The sequence below is a fragment of the Nostoc sp. genome (assembly GCF_036918015.1).
GTDB lineage: Bacteria > Cyanobacteriota > Cyanobacteriia > Cyanobacteriales > Nostocaceae > Nostoc.
On the sequence record NZ_JBALEO010000089.1, the window covers coordinates 131629 to 154204 of the forward strand.

General features: G+C 40.6%; 16 protein-coding genes and 1 pseudogene. 10 read left to right on the plus strand and 7 right to left on the minus strand.

The genetic code is table 11. The features are described from left to right. The first annotated feature begins 134 nt into the window (after positions 1-134). The 5 genes from V7K61_RS27375 to V7K61_RS27395 all read left to right on the plus strand — a co-directional run bounded on the left by V7K61_RS27375 (position 135) and on the right by V7K61_RS27395 (position 10246). Entirely contained in the window at positions 135-5552 is a 5418-nt protein-coding gene (locus tag V7K61_RS27375; protein WP_335058321.1) for a trifunctional serine/threonine-protein kinase/ATP-binding protein/sensor histidine kinase, read from the plus strand. Positions 5553-5719: 167 nt separating this feature from the next. Next, positions 5720-6985, plus strand: coding sequence for a M16 family metallopeptidase (locus tag V7K61_RS27380; RefSeq protein WP_335058323.1), 1266 nt, complete (start codon positions 5720-5722; stop codon positions 6983-6985). A gap of 94 nt (positions 6986-7079) precedes the next feature. Beyond that, entirely contained in the window at positions 7080-8351 is a 1272-nt protein-coding gene (locus V7K61_RS27385; RefSeq protein WP_335058325.1) for a M16 family metallopeptidase, read from the plus strand. A gap of 110 nt (positions 8352-8461) precedes the next feature. Beyond that, positions 8462-9457: a peptidoglycan-binding domain-containing protein gene (locus V7K61_RS27390; RefSeq protein ID WP_335058327.1), complete on the plus strand. Its 996-nt coding sequence runs from the start codon at positions 8462-8464 to the stop codon at positions 9455-9457. Between the two features lie 435 nt (positions 9458-9892). Then, entirely contained in the window at positions 9893-10246 is a 354-nt protein-coding gene (locus V7K61_RS27395; protein ID WP_289797505.1) for a phage holin family protein, read from the plus strand. A 4-nt stretch (positions 10247-10250) separates the two neighbouring features. Here V7K61_RS27395 and V7K61_RS27400 read toward each other — a convergent pair whose 3' ends face one another. From V7K61_RS27400 to argS, 3 genes are all read right to left on the minus strand, one after another. Beyond that, on the minus strand, positions 10251-10778 hold the full coding sequence (locus tag V7K61_RS27400; protein WP_335058329.1) for a cobalamin biosynthesis protein: 528 nt from the start codon (positions 10776-10778) through the stop codon (positions 10251-10253). Beyond that, the gene (locus tag V7K61_RS27405; protein ID WP_335058331.1) at positions 10759-11322 is read right to left on the minus strand and encodes a Uma2 family endonuclease; all 564 of its coding nucleotides are present in this window, start codon (positions 11320-11322) and stop codon (positions 10759-10761) included. Before V7K61_RS27405 ends, V7K61_RS27400 begins: the two co-directional genes overlap by 20 nt. Before the next feature lie 124 nt (positions 11323-11446). After that, positions 11447-13201 carry an arginine--tRNA ligase gene (gene argS, locus V7K61_RS27410; protein ID WP_335058332.1) on the minus strand — a complete coding sequence of 585 codons (1755 nt, stop codon included), beginning with the start codon at positions 13199-13201 and terminating at the stop codon, positions 11447-11449. A gap of 732 nt (positions 13202-13933) precedes the next feature. Here argS and V7K61_RS27415 point away from each other — a divergent pair. Continuing rightward, entirely contained in the window at positions 13934-14770 is an 837-nt protein-coding gene (locus tag V7K61_RS27415) for a DUF4114 domain-containing protein (RefSeq protein ID WP_335058334.1), read from the plus strand. 239 nt (positions 14771-15009) lie between these two features. Here V7K61_RS27415 and V7K61_RS27420 read toward each other — a convergent pair whose 3' ends face one another. Further along, complete coding sequence (locus tag V7K61_RS27420) at positions 15010-16278, minus strand: tetratricopeptide repeat protein (protein ID WP_335058336.1); 1269 nt, start codon at positions 16276-16278, stop codon at positions 15010-15012. 319 nt (positions 16279-16597) lie between these two features. Then, positions 16598-17266: a 2OG-Fe dioxygenase family protein gene (locus V7K61_RS27425; protein ID WP_099098925.1), complete on the minus strand. Its 669-nt coding sequence runs from the start codon at positions 17264-17266 to the stop codon at positions 16598-16600. Positions 17267-17505: 239 nt separating this feature from the next. Between V7K61_RS27425 and sfsA the strand changes: the two genes are divergently transcribed. Then, a complete protein-coding gene (gene sfsA / locus V7K61_RS27430) occupies positions 17506-18231 on the plus strand; it encodes a DNA/RNA nuclease SfsA (RefSeq protein ID WP_335058338.1) in 726 nt (241 codons plus the stop codon). Between the two features lie 192 nt (positions 18232-18423). Here sfsA and V7K61_RS27435 read toward each other — a convergent pair whose 3' ends face one another. Together V7K61_RS27435 and V7K61_RS27440 are read right to left on the minus strand one after the other, a co-directional pair. Continuing rightward, positions 18424-18825 carry a fasciclin domain-containing protein gene (locus V7K61_RS27435; RefSeq protein WP_334717761.1) on the minus strand — a complete coding sequence of 134 codons (402 nt, stop codon included), beginning with the start codon at positions 18823-18825 and terminating at the stop codon, positions 18424-18426. 797 nt (positions 18826-19622) lie between these two features. Continuing rightward, positions 19623-20136, minus strand: a pseudogene (locus V7K61_RS27440) (ISAs1 family transposase); the annotation flags it as partial. 336 nt (positions 20137-20472) lie between these two features. On the opposite strand from V7K61_RS27440, the gene V7K61_RS27445 reads away from it, so the two are divergent. From V7K61_RS27445 to V7K61_RS27455, 3 genes are all read left to right on the plus strand, one after another. Continuing rightward, the gene (locus V7K61_RS27445; RefSeq protein WP_335058340.1) at positions 20473-20886 is read left to right on the plus strand and encodes a thiol-disulfide oxidoreductase DCC family protein; all 414 of its coding nucleotides are present in this window, start codon (positions 20473-20475) and stop codon (positions 20884-20886) included. Positions 20887-21035: 149 nt separating this feature from the next. Beyond that, positions 21036-21377: a type II toxin-antitoxin system RelE/ParE family toxin gene (locus V7K61_RS27450; RefSeq protein WP_334851656.1), complete on the plus strand. Its 342-nt coding sequence runs from the start codon at positions 21036-21038 to the stop codon at positions 21375-21377. After that, a complete protein-coding gene (locus V7K61_RS27455) occupies positions 21367-22476 on the plus strand; it encodes a HigA family addiction module antitoxin (RefSeq protein WP_335058343.1) in 1110 nt (369 codons plus the stop codon). Before V7K61_RS27450 ends, V7K61_RS27455 begins: the two co-directional genes overlap by 11 nt. Positions 22477-22576 lie beyond the last annotated feature (100 nt).

The window sequence follows — 22576 nt, forward strand, 5'->3', positions numbered from 1 at the left end:
AATTATTAGCTCCCAAAGTCAGTTAGAATTTGGGGGCTTTAATTATTTCAATCAGTTTAAAATAAGCGAACTGACAGTAAATATTGCCATGTTTTTGGGAAACCTAGATACTGAGGTCTCAAGAATTAAGCCCTATGGTCAGCATTCCCGGATATCACGTTAGCAAAGAACTCTACAACGGTTCTCGAACCTTGGTTTATCGCGCTAATCGAGAAACTGACCAAAAATCTGTGGTGATTAAGCTGATGAAAACTGCTTATCCCAGCTTCAGCGAATTGGTTCAGTTTCGCAACCAGTTCACCATTGCCAAAAATTTGAATCTACCTGGAATCATCCAAACCTATAGTCTAGAAACCTATCAGAATGGCTATGTGTTAGTGATGGAAGACTTTGGGGGAATTTCTCTAAAGCAGTGGCAAGACAGAGGAGAGAATAGGAGAATAGGGGAAACACCACAAGCTCTCATTGAGTTTTTACAAGTAGCGATCGCACTGTGCAATACATTAGATATTCTAATACGTCATCGGATCGTTCACAAAGATATTAAACCTGCCAATATTTTAATTCATCCAGAAACTAAAGAAGTTAAGTTAATTGACTTTAGTATTGCATCTTTATTACCACGAGAAACTCAAAGCCTCATGAGTCCTAATGTATTAGAAGGGACACTTGGCTATTTGTCTCCAGAGCAAACTGGAAGGATGAATCGGGGGATTGATTACCGTACTGATTTTTATTCTCTGGGTGTAACTTTCTACGAGTTACTAACAGGGCAATTACCATTTCAATCGCACGAACCGATGGAATTGGTACATTGTCATATTGCCAAACTTCCGCCTTTAGTACATGATATAAATCCGCAAATTGCGCCTGTACTCTCATCTATTGTTAGCAAATTGATGGCGAAAAATGCCGAAGACCGCTATCAGAGTGCATTTGGGCTGAAATATGATTTAGAAAATTGTTTGGCTCAACTCAAGGAGACGGGGAAAATTGTAAGTTTCCCAATTGCTCAACGGGATGTGTGCGATCGCTTTATTATCCCAGAAAAACTCTATGGGCGCGAGCATGAAGTTGAAACTCTGCTCAAAGCATTTGAACGTGTTACCAACAATCAGACGGAATTAATGCTAGTGGCTGGTTTTTCTGGTATTGGTAAAACAGCAATTGTTAACGAGGTTCACAAACCCATTGTCCGGCAGCGGGGCTACTTCATTAAAGGCAAATTTGACCAATTTAATCGGAATATTCCCTTCTCCGCTTTTGTGCAGGCATTTCGAGACTTAATGGGACAATTACTGAGTGAAAGTGATGTCCAATTGTCAACTTGGAAAAATAAAATTTTACAAGTGCTGGGCGATCAAGGACAAGTCATTCTTGAGGTAATTCCCGAACTAGAACAAATTATTGGTCAACAACCACCTGCAACGGAACTTTTACCAAGTGCAGCCCAGAATCGCTTCAATTTACTCTTCCAAAAGTTCATTCAGGTATTCACCACAAAAGAACATCCATTAGTAATTTTCCTTGATGATTTGCAGTGGGCCGATTCTGCATCGCTCAAATTGATGCAGTTGTTGATGAGCGAGTCAGGAAGTGGCTCTTTACTTTTAATTGGGGCTTATCGAGATAATGAAGTATCTACCACGCATCAGTTGATGTTGACTTTAGCGGAGATTCGCAAAGTCAATGCGACAATTAACAGCATTACTTTAGCTCCGTTAAGTAATGCTAGTTTAAATCAATTGGTGGTTGATACCTTGAGTTGTTCAAGTAAAATTGCCCAACCTCTAACGGAACTCGTCTATCAAAAAACTCAAGGAAATCCATTTTTTGCAACACACTTTCTCAAAATATTATATGAAGATGGACTGATTACTTTTAATTCCGATCGAGGGTACTGGCAATGCGATCTTGTTGCTGTCAAAGCACTTGCGCTTACCGATGATGTTGTAGAATTTTTAGCGCTACAGTTGCAAAAGTTGCCAGCAGCAACGCAAAATGTGTTGAAATTAGCTGCGTGTATTGGCAACCAGTTTGATTTGCAAACCTTAGCAATTGTTTCTGAACAATCGGAAACCGAAACGGCAGCATCTTTATGGAAAGCTTTACAAGAAGGGTTAGTTTTACCTACTACTGAAGTTTATAAATTCTTTCAATATAGTGGGCATGATTCTGATTCAAATCCATTAAATTGCAATGTCCAAGTCCCCATCTACAAATTTTTGCATGACAGGGTGCAACAAGCGGCTTACTCTCTGATTCCAGGTGAGCAGAAACAATTTACCCATCTTAAAATTGGTCAATTACTCTTGCAAAATACCTCTGAGTCACAGCAAGAGGAGCGAATTTTTGAGATTGTCAGTCAGTTGAATCGAGGAATATTACTAATCACCCAACTGGCTGAACGTCAACAATTAGCTCAATTAAATCTGAATGCTGGTCGCAAAGCGAAAGAAGCTACTGCTTATGTTGCAGCAATTCATTACTTCTATTCTGGAATGCAGTTGTTGACAATTAATAGTTGGGAAATCGCCTACGAATTAACTCTAAGTTTATACGAAGAAGCTGCCGAAGCGGCCTTTCTCAACAATGAATTTGAGCAAATGGAATCTCTGATTCAGGTTGTCATCGAACAAACAACCACCTTACTAGATAGAGTGAAAGTCTATGAAGTTAAACTCCAAGCCGATCAGGTGCGGAATCAATCATTCAAAGCGATCGCAATTGGGCGTGAACTTCTCGCTCAACTAGGGGTAACATTACCTGAATCAGTCACACCTCCAGACATTCAGCAATATGTAGTCAACACCCTCTCCACCTTGGCAGGCAGAAGTATTGCGGGCTTAGTTGACTTGCCATTGATGAACGATCCCAAAGCTTTGGTTGCTTTGCGGATTATGGCTAGCATCGCTCCCGCCATCCATCAAGCTGCGCCTTATCTGTTCCCAATTATTGCCTGCGAAGAGGTGAATTTATCTCTGAAATACGGCAATGCACCACTTTCTGCACCAGGATATGCAGATTTTGGAATTGTACTTAATATTTGCAACCAACTAGAGTCAGGCTACGAATTTGGCCAGCTAGCTTTAATGCTTGTAGATAGATTTCAAGCAAAGTCTGTTCAAAGCATGACTATATTTAAGGTGGGTGCATTGAATCAATGTAATCAACAACATGTTCGTACCTCAATTAGTTTATTACAGGAATCCCATACTTTTGGATTAGAGACAGGCGATTTTTTTCATGTGCTGGCATCGATGATTTTCAAGTTATTCTATGTCTATTTAAGTGGCACAGAAGTTTTGGAAATCCTGCTAGCAGATATTAAAGCCTATGAGTCTAATTTTGCCAAAAATCAACGCTTATTAAATTGGTCTAATATCGTCTCTCAAACCATTAAAAATCTCACCGAATATAGCGACTATCCAGACTCCCTGATTGGTGAAGATTGTCAAGAAGAACTCTTATCTGCGCTCCTCCAAGAAAAGGACGAATTAACACTCCATATATTTTTCTTAAGTAAGTTAACACTCAGTTATCTGTTTGAGAATTTTCCGGCAGCAGTTGAGAATGGAAATCAGGGAGAGCAATACCTCAACGGTGGTGCCGGAATGCTATCTGTGCCTGTCTTCTACTACTACGATTCTTTATCTCGGCTGGCTGTCTATCCCACAGTTGAACCATCTCAACAGGAGAAATTACTCTTAAAGATTGGCGAAAACCAAGAACAATTGCAGTTTATCGCCAAATTCGCACCGATGAATTTCCAGCACAAATTTGATTTGGTGGAAGCAGAACTCCATCGGGTTCTGGGGGAAAAGTTGGCAGCAATAGAATTGTACGATCGCGCCATAACTCTAGCGAAAGAAAACCAATATATCCAAGAAGAAGCCTTGAGTAATGAACTAGCTGCCAAGTTCTACCTCGACTGGGGCAAAGAAAAAATTGCCCCAGTTTATATGCAGGAAGCTTATTACTGCTATGCTCGTTGGGGTGCAAAAGCCAAAACTGAGGATTTAGAAAAACGCTATCCTCAACTCCTGGCTCCCATCTTACAAGGGCAACATCATCGCTTTCAACTGAGTTCAACCGTTGATGCATCCTTATTTCCACATCAAACCATCCACACAAATCTTTCTAGCAGCAGTATTTCGGAAGCTCTTGATTTTGCCACCATCTTTAAAGCCTCACAAGTTCTCTCCAGTGAAATTCAATTAGAGCAATTACTCACTACTCTTTTGCAAGTGGTAATGGAAAATGCCGGGGCACAAAAAGCTGCATTACTTGTACTCCAACAGGGCGACTTAGTGGTTGAAGCTGTAGCTACCATCAATGAAGGAGTCACTTTGGTATCTGTACCATTGTCAACCAGCGAAGGCATTCCCGTCACACTGCTAAACTATGTCAAACGCAGCTTAAAAACTGTTGTGCTGGATGATGCAACAGCACAAACTGATTTTATTGCCGATTTATATTTTATGCAGCAACAACCTAAGAGTGTGTTGTGTACGCCGATGTTAAATCAAGGTAAACTTATCGGGCTATTATATCTAGAAAATCCGCTAACAATTGGCGCATTTACAAGCGATCGCACCGAAGTTATCCAACTGCTATGCGCTCAAGCTGCCATCTCTCTAGAAAATGCCCGTCTTTATCAAGAATCTCAAAATTATGCCCAACAGTTAGAGCGATCGCTACAAGAACTTGAGCATACCCAATTACAAATGGTGCAAAATGAAAAAATGGCAACCTTGGGTAATTTGGTTGCTGGGGTGGCACATGAAATTAATAATCCAATTGGATTTTTGAAAGGCAGCCTTAACAATGCCGAAGAGTATATTCAAGACTTACTCGCCCATATCCAATCCTACCAACAACATCATCCCACTCCTGCGATCGCAGTCATTGAACATGGCGAAGAAATTGACCTAGAATTTCTGACTGAAGACTTACCAAAGCTAGTAGGCTCGATGAAGGTGGCTTCAGAAAGGATCAAAGATATTAGCATCAGTCTCCGCACCTTCTCCAGGGCTGATACAACCGAAAAAGTTGCTTGTAACCTCCATGAAGGCATTGAGAGTACCCTGTTGATTTTGAAGTATCGCCTCAAAGCTAACGAAAAACGTCCAGCAATTGAAGTTATCACTAAATACGGAAAATTGCCACCAGTTAAGTGCTTTTTAGGACAGCTAAATCAAGTATTTATGAACATCCTCGCTAACGCCATTGATGCCTTAGATACTTCCTGCGAGGGGCTTTCTTTTGCCCAAGTCCAAGCCAATCATCACCAAATACTGATTCACACCGAAGTATCTAGTGAGCAAAACATGGTGGTAATTCGCATCAAAGATAATGGTCAGGGGATGCCAGAGGAGGTTAGATCGCGGATATTTGACCACCTATTTACAACCAAAGAGGTTGGGAAAGGAACAGGATTAGGATTAGCGATCGCTCGTCAAATTGTCGAAGAAACCCATAATGGGCGGTTGAGTTGCAATTCTGTGCTTGGCGAAGGAACAGAATTTGTCATTGAGATTCCAGTGTTTTAACTAATTTGTGATTTTCCTCTCAATGCATAACGCGTGTAATTTTTCGGTAATGTGGAGAACAGCGATCGCATAATTCTACTAAATCTGTATAATTTGATTCTAAATTAGGTATCGTTCAGAGTTAAGATGACACAATTGCCTCAAATTGTGGTTAAAACTACAAAAAATTGTTAAAACAACTAACTAATACCGTATTTCCAGCCTCAGTCTTCCGACTAGAGAGTGGTTTAACTTTTATTCATCAAGAAATTCCCACCACTCCCGTAGTTGTGGCGGATGTTTGGGTGCGTGCTGGAGCCAGCCTAGAGCCAAAACCGTGGTTTGGTATGGCGCACTTTTTAGAACACATGATTTTTAAAGGTACGGCGACGCTACCCCCTGGAATGTTCGATTCCAAAGTTGAAAACCGTGGTGGCGTAAGTAATGCAGCAACAAGCTATGATTATGCTAATTATTCACTCACCACAGCTGCCCCTTATTTAAAAGATACTCTTCCCTACTTAGGAGAACTACTACTCAATGCGGCAATTCCAGAAGATGAATTTAGCCGCGAACGCGATGTGGTGCTAGAGGAAATTCGCTCTTGTCAGGACGATTCCGACTGGATAGGATTTCAAGCTCTAATTCAAAGCATCTATCCGCATCACCCTTACGGACGTTCGGTGCTGGGTACTGAGCAAGAACTGATGCAGCAATCACCAGAAGCAATGCGCTGTTTTCACCACGCCCACTATCAGCCGGAAAACATGACGGTGGTAATTGCCGGAGGTATAGCCCAGCAAGCAGCTTGGGAAATGGTAAATCATTCATTTGCTGATTTTGCCGAACGCTCTAATTGTCCGCAATTTGAGAAAGTGGCAAAGCCAGTAATAACAGGTATTCATCGTCAAGAACTGTGTTTACCACGCATAGAACAAGCGCGCTTATTGATGGCGTGGCTAGTACCCGGAGTAGAAGATATCCGTACTGGCTATGGTTTAGATTTGTTGTCAGTATTATTGGCAGAAGGGCGGACTTCGCGTTTAGTGCGTGATTTGCGCGAAGATTTGCAATTGGTACAGGGAATTTGCAGTAGTTTTTCTCTACAACGGGAATCCAGTTTATTTACAATTACTGCCTGGTTGGAAACAGAAAATCTAGAGGAAGTTGAGTCCTTAATTTGCGCTCATTTGGATGATTTGCAGACTAAAGGAATTAGCGAACAAGAACTTGCTCGTACACGCAGGTTGCTATGTAATGAGTATGCGTTTTCCACCGAAACGCCAAATCAACTGACAGGGCTTTATGGGTATTACAATACCATTGCCCAAGCTGAATTAGCTGTGACATATCTCCAACAGATTCAGTCTTTTGATGCCCAAGAACTGCAAAAATTAGCTAAACAGTATCTCTCGCCGGAGAATTATGCGGTTACTATACTTAAACCGTGTTAGTCATTAATTATTAGTTATTAGTCATTAGTCATTAGCAAAAGACGAATGACGAAGAACAAATGACAAACGACAAATGACAAAGGACAAACTATAAATGACAACCTTGCTGCAAAAATCGCCCATCCATCGCACTGTATTGAACAATGGCCTTGTCGTGCTGGTGGCAGAAAATCCGGCTGCGGACATTATTGCAGCGCGAATCTTTGTGCGTGCTGGTAGTTGTAACGAAAACCGGGAGCAAGCAGGGTTGGCACATTTGCTCTCAGCAGTGATGACAAAGGGATGCGATGGACTTTCTAGCTTGGAAATTGCAGAAAAAGTTGAGTCTGTAGGGGCGAGTTTGAGTGCCGATGCTGGCACTGATTATTTTTTGCTATCTTTCAAAACCGTAACATCCGATTTTGGGGAAATTTTAACATTGGCAGGGCGAATTTTGCGATCGCCTACTTTTCCCGAAACTCAAGTGGAACTAGAACGGCGTTTAGCACTCCAAGATATTCGTTCCCAAAAAGAGCAGCCGTTCAATGTCGCCTTTGAACAAATGCGGCAGGTAATGTACCAAAATCATCCCTACTCGATGTCCGTGCTAGGAGATGAATCCACCATGAGCCGCTTAACTCGTGCGGATTTAGTGGAGTATCACCAAACTTATTTCCGCCCAGATAATATAGTAATTAGTATTGCTGGCAGAGTCACACCCACAGACGCAGTGGCATTGGTGGAAGAAGTTTTTGGTGATTGGCAAGCTACAGCCCAAGCACTGCCAATACTGAATTTACCTGAAATTAAGGTGGAACCGCAGGTAAGGCTAAAGCCAATACAGACACAACAATCAATCGTGATGCTCGGTTATTTAGGAACATCGGTGAATTCTGTTGACTACGCCCCATTGAAATTGCTGTGTACTTATTTGGGAAATGGGCTTTCTAGCCGCTTGTTTGTCGAATTACGGGAAAAAAGAGGTTTAGCTTACGAAGTATCCGCCTTTTACTCCACAAGGCTATTTCCAGCATCCTTTGTGGTTTACATAGGTACAGCACCGGAGAATACCAGCATTGCCCTAGAGGGACTGCGTACAGAAGTAGATTTATTGTCTACCACCGAAGTATCCGAAAGCGCACTCCAAGCTGCAAAAAACAAGATTCTGGGGCAGTACGCCTTGGGTAAACAAACGAATGGGCAAATTGCTCAGATATACGGCTGGTATGAAATTTTGGGCTTAGGAATTGATTTTGACACCAAGTTCCAAGAATTGATTGCAGCAGTGAGTGCCCAGGATGCGATCGCTTCAGCTTGTAAGTATTTAAAAGAGCCTTACTTGTCTATAGTTGGTCAAGAAGAAGCAATTAATCGAGCGATCGCGTAACTGAGAATCTACCGCAGCTACGCCCATCAGAGATATTGTAAAATATAGCAGCTGTTTTTTAGACCAAGCGGCTGTACCATTAGCATGAGAATATTCTGGGAGTGAATTCCATGCAAAGCAGCCTGACAGCAAGTATTTTGAGTTACTTAAAATTACTATATCCAACTGTAAATCGCTGTAAAATGGAAAAACGGCAAAAGGGTTGGCGGCCAAAGAGGTCTAAATCTTTATCAGCCATTGAAATACTCTTGTTTTCCGCTACGCCTCTGCTCATTGCCTCAACGACTCTAGTATCAATAGCAGCGCCACAAAAAATTGCCCAAGTTAATCCTCAAGATAGTATTAACCGTCCTAGCCTGAAAGTTGGTAGCCAAGGCGAACGTGTATCTGAACTTCAGGCAGCTTTGAAACTTTTGGGTTTTTATTCTGGTGCAGTAGATGGTATTTATAGTGAGAATACAGCTAGTGCTGTTTCCCGGTTTAAACAAGCAGCTGGCTTAAATCCAGATGGCGTTGTTGATGCCAGCACTTGGCAACGACTTTTTCCTAATCAACCAGTAGCAGCATCAACCGTCCCTTCATCTCAGCCAAGATTTAACTCAGCTACAAATTTTCCTGTTCCAACTCAGGCTAGTAACCTCACCAACGTTGCAAATCCCAACCCCAACCCTCCGAGACAAGCTGTAACACAAGTTCCCACTAGACCAAAACCAAAACCTACTACTCCAAAAAAAGCTGTAACCCAAGTTCCGAACAACCCTGAGCCAAGACCTGCTACTCCCAGAAAAACTACAACTTCTAGCACAAAGAAACCGCCTAAGCGTACTACATCAACTACTAGAACTCAGTCAAACACAACTACAAAACGAACTCCTGGTATTCAATACACCTCAGAAGGATTGCCAATTTTGCGTATAGGATTACGTGGTTCTGAAGTTGTTAAGTTGCAACAACAACTGAAAAAGCTTGGTTTATTGAAAGGTGATGCCGATGGCGACTTTGGGGAGACAACCGAAACAGCGGTGAAAGCTGCACAAAAACGCTATGGTTTAGAACCTGACGGCGTAGTTGGTGGCTCTACCTGGGAGGTTCTTTTGCGGCGTTAGGCATAGTATGACCATAGCCAGCGTCTCCTTTGTGTGTAAGCAAAGGTGCGGACGAAATGCTCCGAAGTTCTGAGAACTTATTTCTTTTTTGGAAATCCCCAAGTTACAGAGGTTTTTCAACTTCAATAAACCTCTGTAGGGGTTTTGCGCTTTAGAGCATTTTTGATGAATTTAACTAAATCACCGTAAGTTTCCCACTTAAACTGTACTCAGGTCAGTGTGGGTAGTTCACTGCGGTACATCCTGCAATACGATAAAGATATACCGATTAGAAGTATCTCTCTTGCCAGCACTGAAAAATTACATTGATTTTAGGCTGATAAAAGATGATGGCAACTTTAGGAGTCAAGTACAACAACACTCGATAGTGTTACAAATCACAACTGGCAATAGTGAAATTAATTAAACTTACTGCTAATTCCTCTAAAAAAACTTATGCAACACTTTTTATTAACTTGGCTCGGTACTGCGGTGGCGTTATTCATTACAGCTAATATCGTTCCGGGATTCTTTATCAAGAATTTTGTGACTGCCTTAATTGCTGCCTTTGTAATTGGTCTAGTTAATGCATTTATTAGACCAATTTTACAGATTTTGACGTTTCCGATTACCTTGCTCACCTTTGGTTTATTTACATTGGTGATTAACGCCTTAGCCCTTTGGTTGGCAAGTATCCTAACTCCTGGTTCTGGTTTTGAGATTCAGGGCTTTTTACCTGCTTTGTTAGGTTCAATTGTACTAGCAATTGTTTCTAGCATCATTAACTATTTTTTGAGAGTTGTTGACTAGAAAGTTAAGAAACTTTTGTAATACTAATAATATTTAAAGCTTGGGCAACAGCAAGAGTTACCGCTCCTGGTTGCCCTTGTATTTGGAAAATTTGTTTAGGAACTAAAAACTTCACTCGTAATTCTTCTATGTTTGTAAAGGGGAAAACAGTCAAAGATGTGAGTTGAGAGGCTGCAAGAATAGCAGCTGCCTCTGCTACGCTAGGCGTACCTACTTTATCGTTGGTAAGTGTGGCAGGGTTGGGGACACAGACAGAGCGAAGGATTTCCGCAGAAAAGGTTTTTAGGGGCAAATTGCGGAGGCGACAAAGTTTGACTAAGCCAACTTCCGAGGCTTTAGCGTCAATGGTAGCAATACCTGCGATCGCACTTGGAAAAAGTTGATTTTCTCGAAATACTTGCTCAATTGCCAGATCGATCAACTCCCATGATGTTCCCCGTTTACAACCGATTCCTACCCATAAAACCTGTTGCACTTGGTATATTTCCTTATTCAATTCGTCAGGATTTGGTTTACTCCAACAGCCAACCAAATAAATCTCCCACCGTCAGCCTCAACTCACTTACAAAATCTGGCACTGGAAGTAAACCTTCTAGTTCATCCAACATGACTGGCTGTTGATTGCGGATGTACACAAATACCGTTTGTTCTTCTGGATCGATCAACCAACCCATTTGTGTTTTATAATTCAAGCAATGTAAAATATTTTTTGTAACTTTCGTTTGTCTTTGGTCAAGTGATAGAATCTCAATAGTCCAATCGGGGGCAGCTTGGAATACGTTGGCAACTTCACCATTTTCATCACGGGGAATTCTTTGCCAAGTAAAAACAGAAACATCTGGCACTATTGACCTTCCACCAAAAGTACACCGCAGTTCTGGAAAAACACGAGCAATTCGCTTGGGCTTCACTATTGAGTTGATAGTGCTAATCATTTCACCTCGAATTGTACTGTGTTTTCCCTGTGGCATAGGTTTTTGAATAATTTGACCATTGATGTATTCACTAGCGGGCTTTGTTTCTGGTAACATCAGAAACTCTGCCAAAGTTATGTTTTTAGATGGTGTCCGTACCATTTGCGATCGCCTCCAGTCCACCAATTCTAATAAAAAAACCGCAAAGGAAACAAAGAAGCTTTAACTTAACTCTTACTCTGCGTACCTTTGCGCTACCTCAGCGTCACTTTGCGTTAAAAAAATATTACATCCTCTCCAAAACCTCAATTCCCAACAAAGATAATCCCAACTTCAGAGTTCTAGCAGTCAAATCACATAAAACTAAACGGGATGTGCGCTGCGGTTCCTCCGCTTGTAGTATGGGACAGCGATCGTAAAATTGGTTAAACTTCTGACTCAGTTCAAACAAATACTCACATAAACGATTGGGCAGCAAGTCTTGCTCTACACTACTAATAACTTCATCCAGTTGAAGTAAATATTTTGCTAGCGCTAATTCTGTTTCATGCTGCAACAAAACGGCATTATTTCCCAACTCTTTAAAGTTAATATCACCCTTGCGGCTAATTCCATGAATCCGCGCATAAACATACAGCATATAGGGCGCAGTATTACCTTTGAGATCCAGCATTTTGTCATAGCTGAAGATGTAATTACTGGTGCGATTTTGGCTTAAGTCTGCATACTTAACTGCACTGATTCCAACTACCTTAGCAACTTCATTAACAAATTCTTCAGTTTCTTGGCGTCCTTCTTTCTGTAATCTAGCTTTTAAGTCAGCATGGGAACGTGAAACAGCTTCATCTAATAAATCCCGTAACCGGACAGTATCCCCAGAACGAGTTTTGAATTTTTTACCATCTTCTCCTAACACCAGCCCAAAGGGAACATGGACTAATTCCACATCATCAGGAATCCATCCGGCTTTGCGTGCTACCTGAAAAAATTGGGCAAAGTGGTTTCCTTGTCCAGCATCTGTTACATAAATTATCCGCTTTGCTTTATCTTGCTGAATTCGGTAGCGGAGAGATGCTAAATCAGTTGTGGCGTAGTTATAGCCGCCATCTGATTTCTGTACAATTAAGGGCAAAGGTTCACCTTCTCTATTTGTAAATCCTTCCAGAAAAACGCATTTTGCCCCTTGATTTTCTACTAGTAATCCAGATTTATCTAAATCTTCTACAACGCCAGATAATAAAGAATTATAGAAAGATTCGCCGCGTTCAGTTAATTTGATATCCAGCAACTCATAAATTATTTGAAACTCCCGCCGCGACTGTTCGCACAACAGTTTCCAAGCATGGAGTGTATCTTCTGCACCTGCTTGTAATCTGACGACTTCTTGGCGTGCTGTTTCTTGAAAAGCTTCATCGGCATCAAACCGCAGTTTGGCTTTGCGATAAAAAGAGACTAAATCACCAATATCTAAAGCATTAGCGGTCGTAAGCGCGTCTGGGTAAACTTCCCGCAGATAGGCGATTAACATTCCAAACTGCGTACCCCAATCACCGACATGATTTAATCGCAGTACATCGTGTCCTTGAAATTCTAAAATCCGGGCGATGGAATCACCAATAATCGTCGAACGCAAGTGTCCGACGTGCATTTCTTTAGCAATATTGGGACTGGAAAAATCCACAATTTCCCGCTTCGCCGTTTTTGCGGCTGGAACTCCCAGTCTGGGATCGGCTTGAATCGCGTTTAGTTGTGCTTCTAAGTATGCTGTTTTCAGTTTCAGATTGATAAATCCTGGCCCAGCGATTTCCGGCGGTTCGCAGATTTCGGATACATCTAGTTTCTCAACGATCGCACCTGCGATCGCTCTTGGTTGCAATCCTAACTTTTTACTCAGGGATAAAGCCACATTCGCCTGATAATCGCCAAATTTAGGATTGCTAGCAGGAACCAAAATTGGATCTACTCCAGCGAAATCAGCACCAAAAGCCGCGATTAAAGCCTGCTCAACCTGAGCTTTTAATTTTTCTTGTGTAGCGTTCATATATAGATTTTATCTGTGACAAGGGGAATGTAGCTCTGGAAAAGCTTGATTATTTTAACCTTAAAAGATATTCATCAAGTCTAAGCAAAGACTGTCATTTTAAGGCACAACCCGCTTAAATTGTCTCCCATCCTCGGCATAACTTCTAGATTCTGACGATACCGAAGTCGATTTTGACAGACTACTACTAGTTAATCAAGCCAATGAAAGCATAGTACGTAGTAAGCACTTGAGTGCTTAAAACAAAGACTAAACTTATTTACCCAGGTTTCATTGCTTTGATAGATTACTACGTTTCTCAACGTAAGTACGGAGATAAACTCTATTTGTATAGCAGCGTATTAACTAAGCCTTGGCTTCGTTGATACGGATGACGGCACACTATTACTTATCTACCTCATTTAAATGAAAATCCCTATAGATTAAGCTTTTAGCTTTTCACTATATAAATTGCACATCTGATTTTCATGAAAAGTATCAATTCTTCATTAAATTTTTAATCATATATAAGTTTAATTGCTAAGTGCTAATAACAGGATAATAACCACTCATGAATACTCTTTTTTAAGTAAAAACACTTTAGATAAAGAGCTATTTGAATATACTATCAAAAGTAAATAAACAGATTGACGTTGCAGAAGTATAGCTGTTAGAAATAAGAGACAAATCAAGACAGATAGTTGCTAAAAAAAGCATTATCTAAATTGTTTTCCCTAATTAATGGCTCTTAATATGAAACCTAATTTATTCACTGCCTTGATTGCCGCTACAGCTACCTTGACCGGATTAGTTTCCAAAGTAGAAACTGCATCTGCTGCTGATTTTAATTGGAATAGTTCATGGACTCAACCAACTGTATATAATAAGTCTCAAACTGGTTTCAACGACAATCCTTTTCAACAATTTGTCCAAGCAGAAAGTGTTGCCCTTCCAAACAGCGGACAATTTAAATTAGACCCCAATAAATTAAACCTAAAATACGACTACGATGTTTCTGCTTACTTTATTAATGAGGGTGCAGGTTATAGAAATCAGTTAGCCTTTGAAGCTACAGGAACTACTAATAAGTCTGGGCTGCTTTTTAATGATATTTCCTGTCAAGGAAATGGATGTGTTAGTGGTGACTGGGGTGGTAACGCATTAAAACTAGGTGATGGCGTCAAAGTTGGTAATGTTACCGCAGGTACTCAACTAGATTTATGGTTGAGAGCTGATGGTTTGAACCGTGGTACCTCTGCCAATATCTTTGGTACTAACACTGCTTCTAACGCTGACGGACTACAGCACGCAGTTGCTTATGCTTACAACAACTACATCCTCCTGGCTTTTGAGGATTTATACGGAGGTTTATACGCTTCAGGGGTAGATTCTGCAACTGGTAAGTGGAACGAAGGTTCCGATCGCGATTTTAATGATGTTGTCGTCGTTCTTGATATCGGTGAGGCAAATGTTAGAGCGTTAATTGGCGCTACCGTTCCTGAACCATCTGTTACTCTATCAATGTTTGCAGTGGGAGCAGTTAGTATGTTTGGATTGCGCCGTCGCCGTCAAAGTCGCGCTGCTAACTAAACTTTATTTAGTTTCATTGGAAAATAACAAGCGATCGATCGCATTTTCACCCGTATAAATAATGTACGGGTGATTTTACGTTTGTAGTGGCATTTATCGAACAGAATTCAGGAGTCAGGTGGTCGCCGAGCGCAGTCGAGGTGAGTCAGAATTCAGTTGGGTATTCTGTATGACTGGCGGAAAGCGAGTCTTCTCCCAAGGGCAAACAAGCGTCTTGATTCTGCATTCTTCTTCAAATTTTATCTATTGCGATCGCGTTCTAAATCATCAATGACTTTTTGCAAATACCACTCGTCTGACATCCCAGGATGATAATCTTTGTTTTGCTGAATCAATCGTTCGGCAATTTCCCAGTATCCCCCAACCATTCGTAAAAGTCGCTGACGTAGTAGGTGATATTTTTGCTTTTTTGACTCTGGACTAAATTTCTGGATTTTTTCTAGGCTATTTAAGACTTGTTGATAATTTTCCCAGTCTTCTTGTTCGCAAAAGATACTCCCCGCCCGTTGATAATCTTCCACGGCGTTTTGTATTTCTTCTAAGCAAGTATAGGCAATGCCGCGATTGTAATAAGCTTGAGCATCATCAGAATTGATTTGCAGCGCTTGGGTGTAATCTTGAATTGCACCGAGATAATTGCCCATTGCCCGATAGACATTACCTCTGGCAATATAAACTAAGACATCTTCGGGTTGCATCTGGACTGCTTGGTTAAGATCCGCGATCGCACCTTGATGATCTCCCAAGACAGAACGTGCTTTACCTCGGTTGCGATAGACAATGGCATCTTGAAAATTTAGTCGTAATGCTTGATTAAAATCTGCGATCGCTTCTCGATAATTCCCCATTTTATAACGCACAACCCCACGACAGCAGTAAGCTTGGGCATCTTGCGGATCGGCTTTTAATACCCAGTTTAAATCAGCGAGTGCTTCTTGAGTATCTCCCTTTTCAGCCTTTTCTAATAATTGCGTGAAATAATCATTGGTAGATAAAATTGGCGCATTGGTGGAACGCGATTCCTGAAGGGCAGGTAATTCTTTAGGTTGTAGCTGTTTAATTCGTTCCAAAGACAAACGACAATTCTCTTTGTCTTGTTGCTCTAGATATAACCCAGCAGCTTTTTTAAAGTTAGCGATCGCATCTTGAATATAACCCTGTTTGCGCCGCACCATTCCCCGCAGATTATAAGCAGCAGCATAATTGAGATTGAGACGAATCGCACGTTCAACATCATCTAACGCCCCCGATAAATTTTTCAGCGCTACCCTAGCTAATCCGCGACAATAATATGCCTCTACATTGTCAGGATTCAGCTTCAGGGCTTCGGTATAATCTGAAACAGCTTTTAGAATTGCGCCTGAGTCATAATGTGCTAAACCCCGTTGTAAATAAGCTTCGCTAAAGTAAGGTGTCAGTTGTAAACTATGGTTAAATTCCTCAATTGCTCCCGCGTAGTCTTTTCGCCTAGCCTTTTCCAATCCTCTATTGTAGAATTCGTCATTCATGGCATTTGTTTGGTTGATTCAGTTAATTGAATTCCAGCAGACTTCTTTCGTAGCCTAACTTATGCACTCATCTTCATATTTTAAGTATATTTCATCCTTTATGTGAAATAAAACTAACATACTACTTCCCAATAAAAAATTGGGGAAATGACTAGATTCAATTCCCCATATCTTGTAGATTGTAAAATATTTACAGTTGACTAAAATCCAGAAATTAGGAGTCAGAATAAGTTAAGAATCAGCAGAAAATTTGTGGAATCAATATACTAATAATACTGAATTTCTTATGCTTTCTGGATGCTGATTTTTTTCACTAAAATTATTCTGAAAGCAAGCTGGGAGAAGTCAGAACAAAAACATCCCAATTTCCTTGAGCCTCAGTTTGTGGTTTTATAGGATTAGCGTAGTGAAAAAACTCATGGTCATTAACCAATAGGAGTTCTCCCGGATTTAGAATTTTGCTAAATACAGGCTTTTCTTTTTTGGCAGTATACAGATGTGTTTCTCCACCTTGAATATTCTCTCTATCTACTGAGAATATGCCAATAAAATCAGTGCCATCTTGATGGATACCTTCAGGTGCTGGATTACCAAAATTTTCTGGAGAACAACTAATTCTAATTTGATGAACTCCGATTTCAGCTTCAGGATGAAGTTTACAAGAATCACTAAATGCCAAAACAAGATTTTTGAAAATATCAAGTTCTATGAGTGCATCATCTAATTCTGCAAACTCTCTTTTGATGTCACCCGCTAATCGATTATGCTCTTTACTTTGAAAGAAGACGCCATGAGGTAATTTGATTAACTGATTTCCAGAGACTGTGAACCGAGATAATCTTCTAGAACGATAATTGTTTTTGATATAAGGGTCAAGAGGCATATTATTAAAAAATGCCTTGAAACCTTCTAGACTGATAGAATTTACCTTTCTAAGAGTAAATAGAAAAGCATATTCTAATTCCGTTGCTGTCCACACTTTTTGCATAGGATTTACCTCCTTGCACGTTGAAATTTTCCCAGATTTGTTTGGGAGGCTTGTAACACTTAGTATATGCTACTTTTTATTACTATGTTGTCAATTTAACTACAAAATGTGACAATCCATGATATGTAAACTTACTCAAATTCTGTCACAAGGCGGAGTAGCTGCTGAAAAGATTTGCTGATAGAGGTTCGGTGGGCAAAGAATCGACGTATATTTACAAGCAGCAACAAGGTTCCATAATGATAGATTGGCTTTACAAGTACCCACCTTTATATCCTGGTATTTTACTCAAGCGTTACAAGCGGTTTTTTGCTGACGTTCAACTTACTTCTGGCGAAATAGTGACAGCGCACTGTCCCAATACAGGGCCAATGACTGGAGTATCGACACCTCTAAGTGCCGTACAGCTTTCCAAAAGCGATAATCTTAACCGCAAATTGGCTTACACTTTAGAACTAATTCAGGTACATGACAATGAGCCGACTTGGGTAGGCATAAATACTTTTTTGCCCAATCGGGTGGTAAAGCTAGCTTTGGCGAAACATCTTTTTCCAGAATTGGGCGACTATAGCCAAATCAAGGGTGAGGTAGTTTATGGGCTAGATAAAAAAAGTCGAGTGGATTTTTTCTTGACGGGGAGTGATGAGGAACGCCCGATTTATTTAGAAGTGAAAAATACAACTTTGTCAGAAGGAAGATTAGCTTTATTTCCTGACACGGAAACTACAAGAGGGCAAAAACACTTGCGAGAACTGATGGCGTTGTTACCTTTGACTCGTGCAGTGATGCTTTACTTTATCAATCGTGGTGATTGTATCGAGTTTTCCCCTGGCGATCGCACAGATCCTGTATATGGTAAATTGTTACGGGATGCGATCGCTCTCGGTTTAGAAGTCTTACCTTGCTGTTTTGACATTTCCCCCGAAGGTATCCGTTATTTGGGTTTGGCAAAACTCAAAATTTGATGACATCTAATTAAGAGAAGCTAGCAATTGCAACGTTTCTATACGCATAAAACAATAAATCCATCTAGATGCTGTCTAGATGGATTTATTGGTAGTTGATGTTTACTAAAAAACATTCAACCAGACTGTAATGAAAAAACGACTATAGGTAGCCGCCACCCCAGAAATAGCATTTGCTATTCTGACGTTTGGTTATGCAGGAATCAAAACTGTGTCAATGACGTGGATAACACCGTTATCAGCAGCAACATCTGCTGTTGCAACTTTTGCATCATTGATCTTAACGCCATTAGAAGCATCAATTTTTACATCTGAACCTTCAACTGTTTTAGCTGTCTTCAGTTTAGCTACATCAGCAGCCAGTACCTTACCTGAAACAACATGATAGGTCAAGATTTTCTTGAGCTTTGCAGGATCTTTCAATAATGCGTCTACAGTACCTGCTGGAAGCTTGTTAAACGCTTCGTCAGTAGGTGCGAAGACGGTGAATGGTCCTGCGCCTTTAAGTGTATCTACCAGACCAGCCGCTTCGATTGCTGCAACTAGTGTCTTGAAAGAACCATTGTTGGTAGCAGTGTCAATTATGTTGGCCATGTGTTTTACCTATGTTCTGTGTAACTTGTTACAAATCTAAACTACTTATCCAATAAAATCTATCTATCATTAGGCGTATACCAAATAGTTTTTGTTATTGATATCATAAGAGTTTATATATATTTTTATACAAAGGAAGAATTATACGTACATTATCTAAGTGGATAAGTTATAAGCACTGCTAGATGCACTCAGTCTTTTTTTTACACAGTGTAGAGGCGATGGGGCGATCGCATCCAAAGATTATCAGAGCAGCGCTCACATACCAATAAAGTTAGTTATATAGATGATTAAAATATTTAGTTGGTATAAATCAAGCTTTAGATATTTAGGATCGATATGAAAATTTTATAGCATAATCCTTACTTTGTATACAAACAAGCGCTATTTAGAGAATTTAAATATACTTGCATTAACTTTTTGTCATGATTTATTGACCAAAAAAGTTGGTAATAATCATATTTAACTGATATTATTTCATCACTAAATACATTTCACTTGCTGTTTGTGTAATTCCACTTGGAAATAAAAAATGGCCCATCACACCAATGCTTTTACGCAAATTTCTCACAAACAATAAAAAATCAATTCACATCGCTTGATATACAGGGTAAACGCATCTAAAATTATTTGACAAAAAACCATTTTCTTGCATACCAAGTCACAGGTAGATTTGAGATGTACCGAAGTTTTACATCTGTGCATTTACTGTTTTTTTGTCATGTCAAGCTGGTTTTAGTGAACCTAAAACTATTGAACAGTTATGATTTTACTTTTGTTTGAGATCACCTAGACATTAGGGCTAGAACGTAATCTGCTTTTTGGTTGATAATTTGGGTGGCAATTTCTTTCTGACATCCCATCGCATCAATTGTAATGATACATCCAGCAATATCCAGTAACTCCAGCAACTTGGGGATTGCTGTAATTTCATTGGATTTGGAATCTACTTTAAGTTGACCCAAAACCAATCGATGTTCACAAGACCTGCGCGCTGACGACATGAATTGCTTTTTGAAAGCGATCGCGATCAAATGATTGACGTATTGTTTTCCCATCGATAGGTATTACTTGAGCGCCCACAGCGTAAGTAATCGACTCCACCCATCGCTGAAAGCATTGCTCAAATGCTTGTGGGTCTAATTTAGCGAAAACTCTTGCGATGGTGTCATGAGAGGGAATTCCGTTAGGTAGTGCCAAAAACTCTTGTAGCCATTCCTGCTTTGCTTGAGCGTAAGTTTCAATTGCTACCCAACTATCGGCTCCACTTAGCATGGAGATTGGTTTCGGTGAGGTAAGAGCGATCGCAACGGTTTTCTAAGCTAGAATACCAAAGTTGTATTTATCAAGAAAGGCAGAGGGCAGGATAGCGCAGCGTTAGCGAGTCCGCGAGCGTCGGCAGGAAGCAGAAGGGAATGCTGCCTCCAGACCTGAAGCCTGTTACCGAAGGGAACAAAGGTCTAAAACCCCGCCGTCTACACAGGGCTTACAATTGGGCGGGGTCTGAATCCCCGCCCAATTGTTCCTTCTGCCTGATTGTTGAGTTTCGACTACGCTCAACTGCCGCGTAGTCGAAACACTGCCCTCTGGCTCCTGCTTTCTTCAAACACATCCAAACAATTCAATTGCCAAAGAGCCGTTATTTTTATGAATTACTACGTAATCTACGATGGGAATTGTAATCTCTGCGTTAGCCTCGTGCAATTGCTAGAAACCTTAGATCAGGGAAAGCTGTTTCGCTATGCTCCCATGCAAGATGAGCAGACACTTTTAAAGTGGGGAATTACAGCCCAAGGTTGCGAACAGGGGGTGATTTTAATTGATAGCAATCTACCTGAGAGACGTTGGCAAGGTAGTAATGCAATAGAAAAAATTGGGTGGTTATTGCCAGCCGGAAGTATATTTGTAGACGCTTATCAAGCATTACCGGGGATGAAATGGACAGGCGATCGCTTTTACGAACAAATCCGCGATAACCGCTACGCAATCTTTGGTAAACGTTCTAATACTTATGAATCATCTTATTGTGTGGATGCTAGCTGTAAAGCAGGTAATGATTAAGTAACTTTGAGACTGAGCTAGCTTTAGTACATAAGTTCTAGTATTCAATAAGATAATCCCCGTTTCTGGAGGATTACGATTATTTTTGATTTTAGAGTCTAAAATATTGTTAACCTCAAGGGTTAATAATATTTTAGACTGGTGCTATAATGGATATTGTATTTGAGAACAGTAAATTTGAACAAGAGTGCAATAACCAACGGCTTCTAGTGAAAAATCAGGGTGCAGATAGAGCAAAACGTATCCGACTACGGCTAGATCATTTACGTTACTATGCCAACGTACTTGAGGATATGCGAAATCTCCCTGGACGTTGCCACGAATTGCTTTATGATCGTGCAGGTCAATTATCGCTCGATTTAGATCATCCATATCGGCTTATATTTGAGCCAGCAAATGAACCAATTCCTACCAAATTAGATGGTGGTATCGACTGGAGTCAAGTAACTGCCGTGAGAATAATCGGCGTGGAGAATACACATGGAAAGTAAGATCCAAAATCAGTATAATCCAGATTACGTTTCTCCTCCTGGGGATACCCTGCTGGAAGTTCTGGAAGAACGGGGGATGACCCAAGCAGAACTGGCAAAACGGACTGGAAGACCAAAAAAAACAATTAACGAAATTATTAATGGTAAAGCAGCAATTACCCCAGAAACTGCATTACAGCTAGAACTGGTATTTAATATCTCAGCTAGTTTTTGGAACAATCACGAACGACGATACCGGGAATTTTTAGCGCAACAGGAAGAAAAAGAGCGCTTAGAAAAGCAAGTAGCATGGCTTAGAGAAATTCCCGTTACAGCGATGATTAAGTCTGGCTGGATTCGCCGCTATCGGGACAAAGTTGAGCAGCTGCGGGAGGTACTAAATTTTTTCGCCGTCGCCTCCCCTGAAAATTGGGAGGGAATATGGTTGAACACTCATATAAATTTTCGTAAATCTCCAGCATTTCAAAGTGATTTTGGTGCTATTACCGCTTGGCTGCGTCGAGGAGAAATTGAAGCATCTGAGATTGCTTGTGTCCCCTATGATGCCAACAAGTTTCGGGAAGCACTGCAAAAAATCCGCGCTTTAACTGTAGAACCACCAGAAATTTTCCAGCTAAAAGTGCAGCAGTTGTGTGCAGAAGCTGGTGTTGCTGTAGTTTTTGTGCCACAACTTCCTAAAACGCGAACCAGTGGAGCAACTCATTGGTTGAATGGTGACAAAGCGCTAATTCAACTCAGTCTGCGCTACAAGACTGATGACCATTTATGGTTTACTTTTTTCCATGAAGCTGGTCACATTTTGCTGCATGGTAAGCGTGATTTCTTTCTTGAGGGTACAGGTGTTGCATCTGTCAATGATCAAGAAAAGGAAGAAGAAGCAAACAAATTTGCTGCGGATATACTCATCCCCCCTGCCAATTTGAAAACATTTCTGGCATCAGTTCAACAATTCAGTAAAGCAAATATTATTCAGTTTGCTGCTGAAATCGGCATTGCACCGGGGATTTTAGTTGGTAGACTTCAGCACGATAATTTATTACCGCCTAGTCACTGCAATGACCTCAAACAAAAGCTTGAGTGGGCGTTAAATGATGAATAGCTAATTAGATAGACTTTTTCTGTACAAAAATCCGCCTCCAGATGCTAGCAAAAAGTCTGCCAGACCAACCATTATGCTATCTGGCGTGTTTGTAAACATT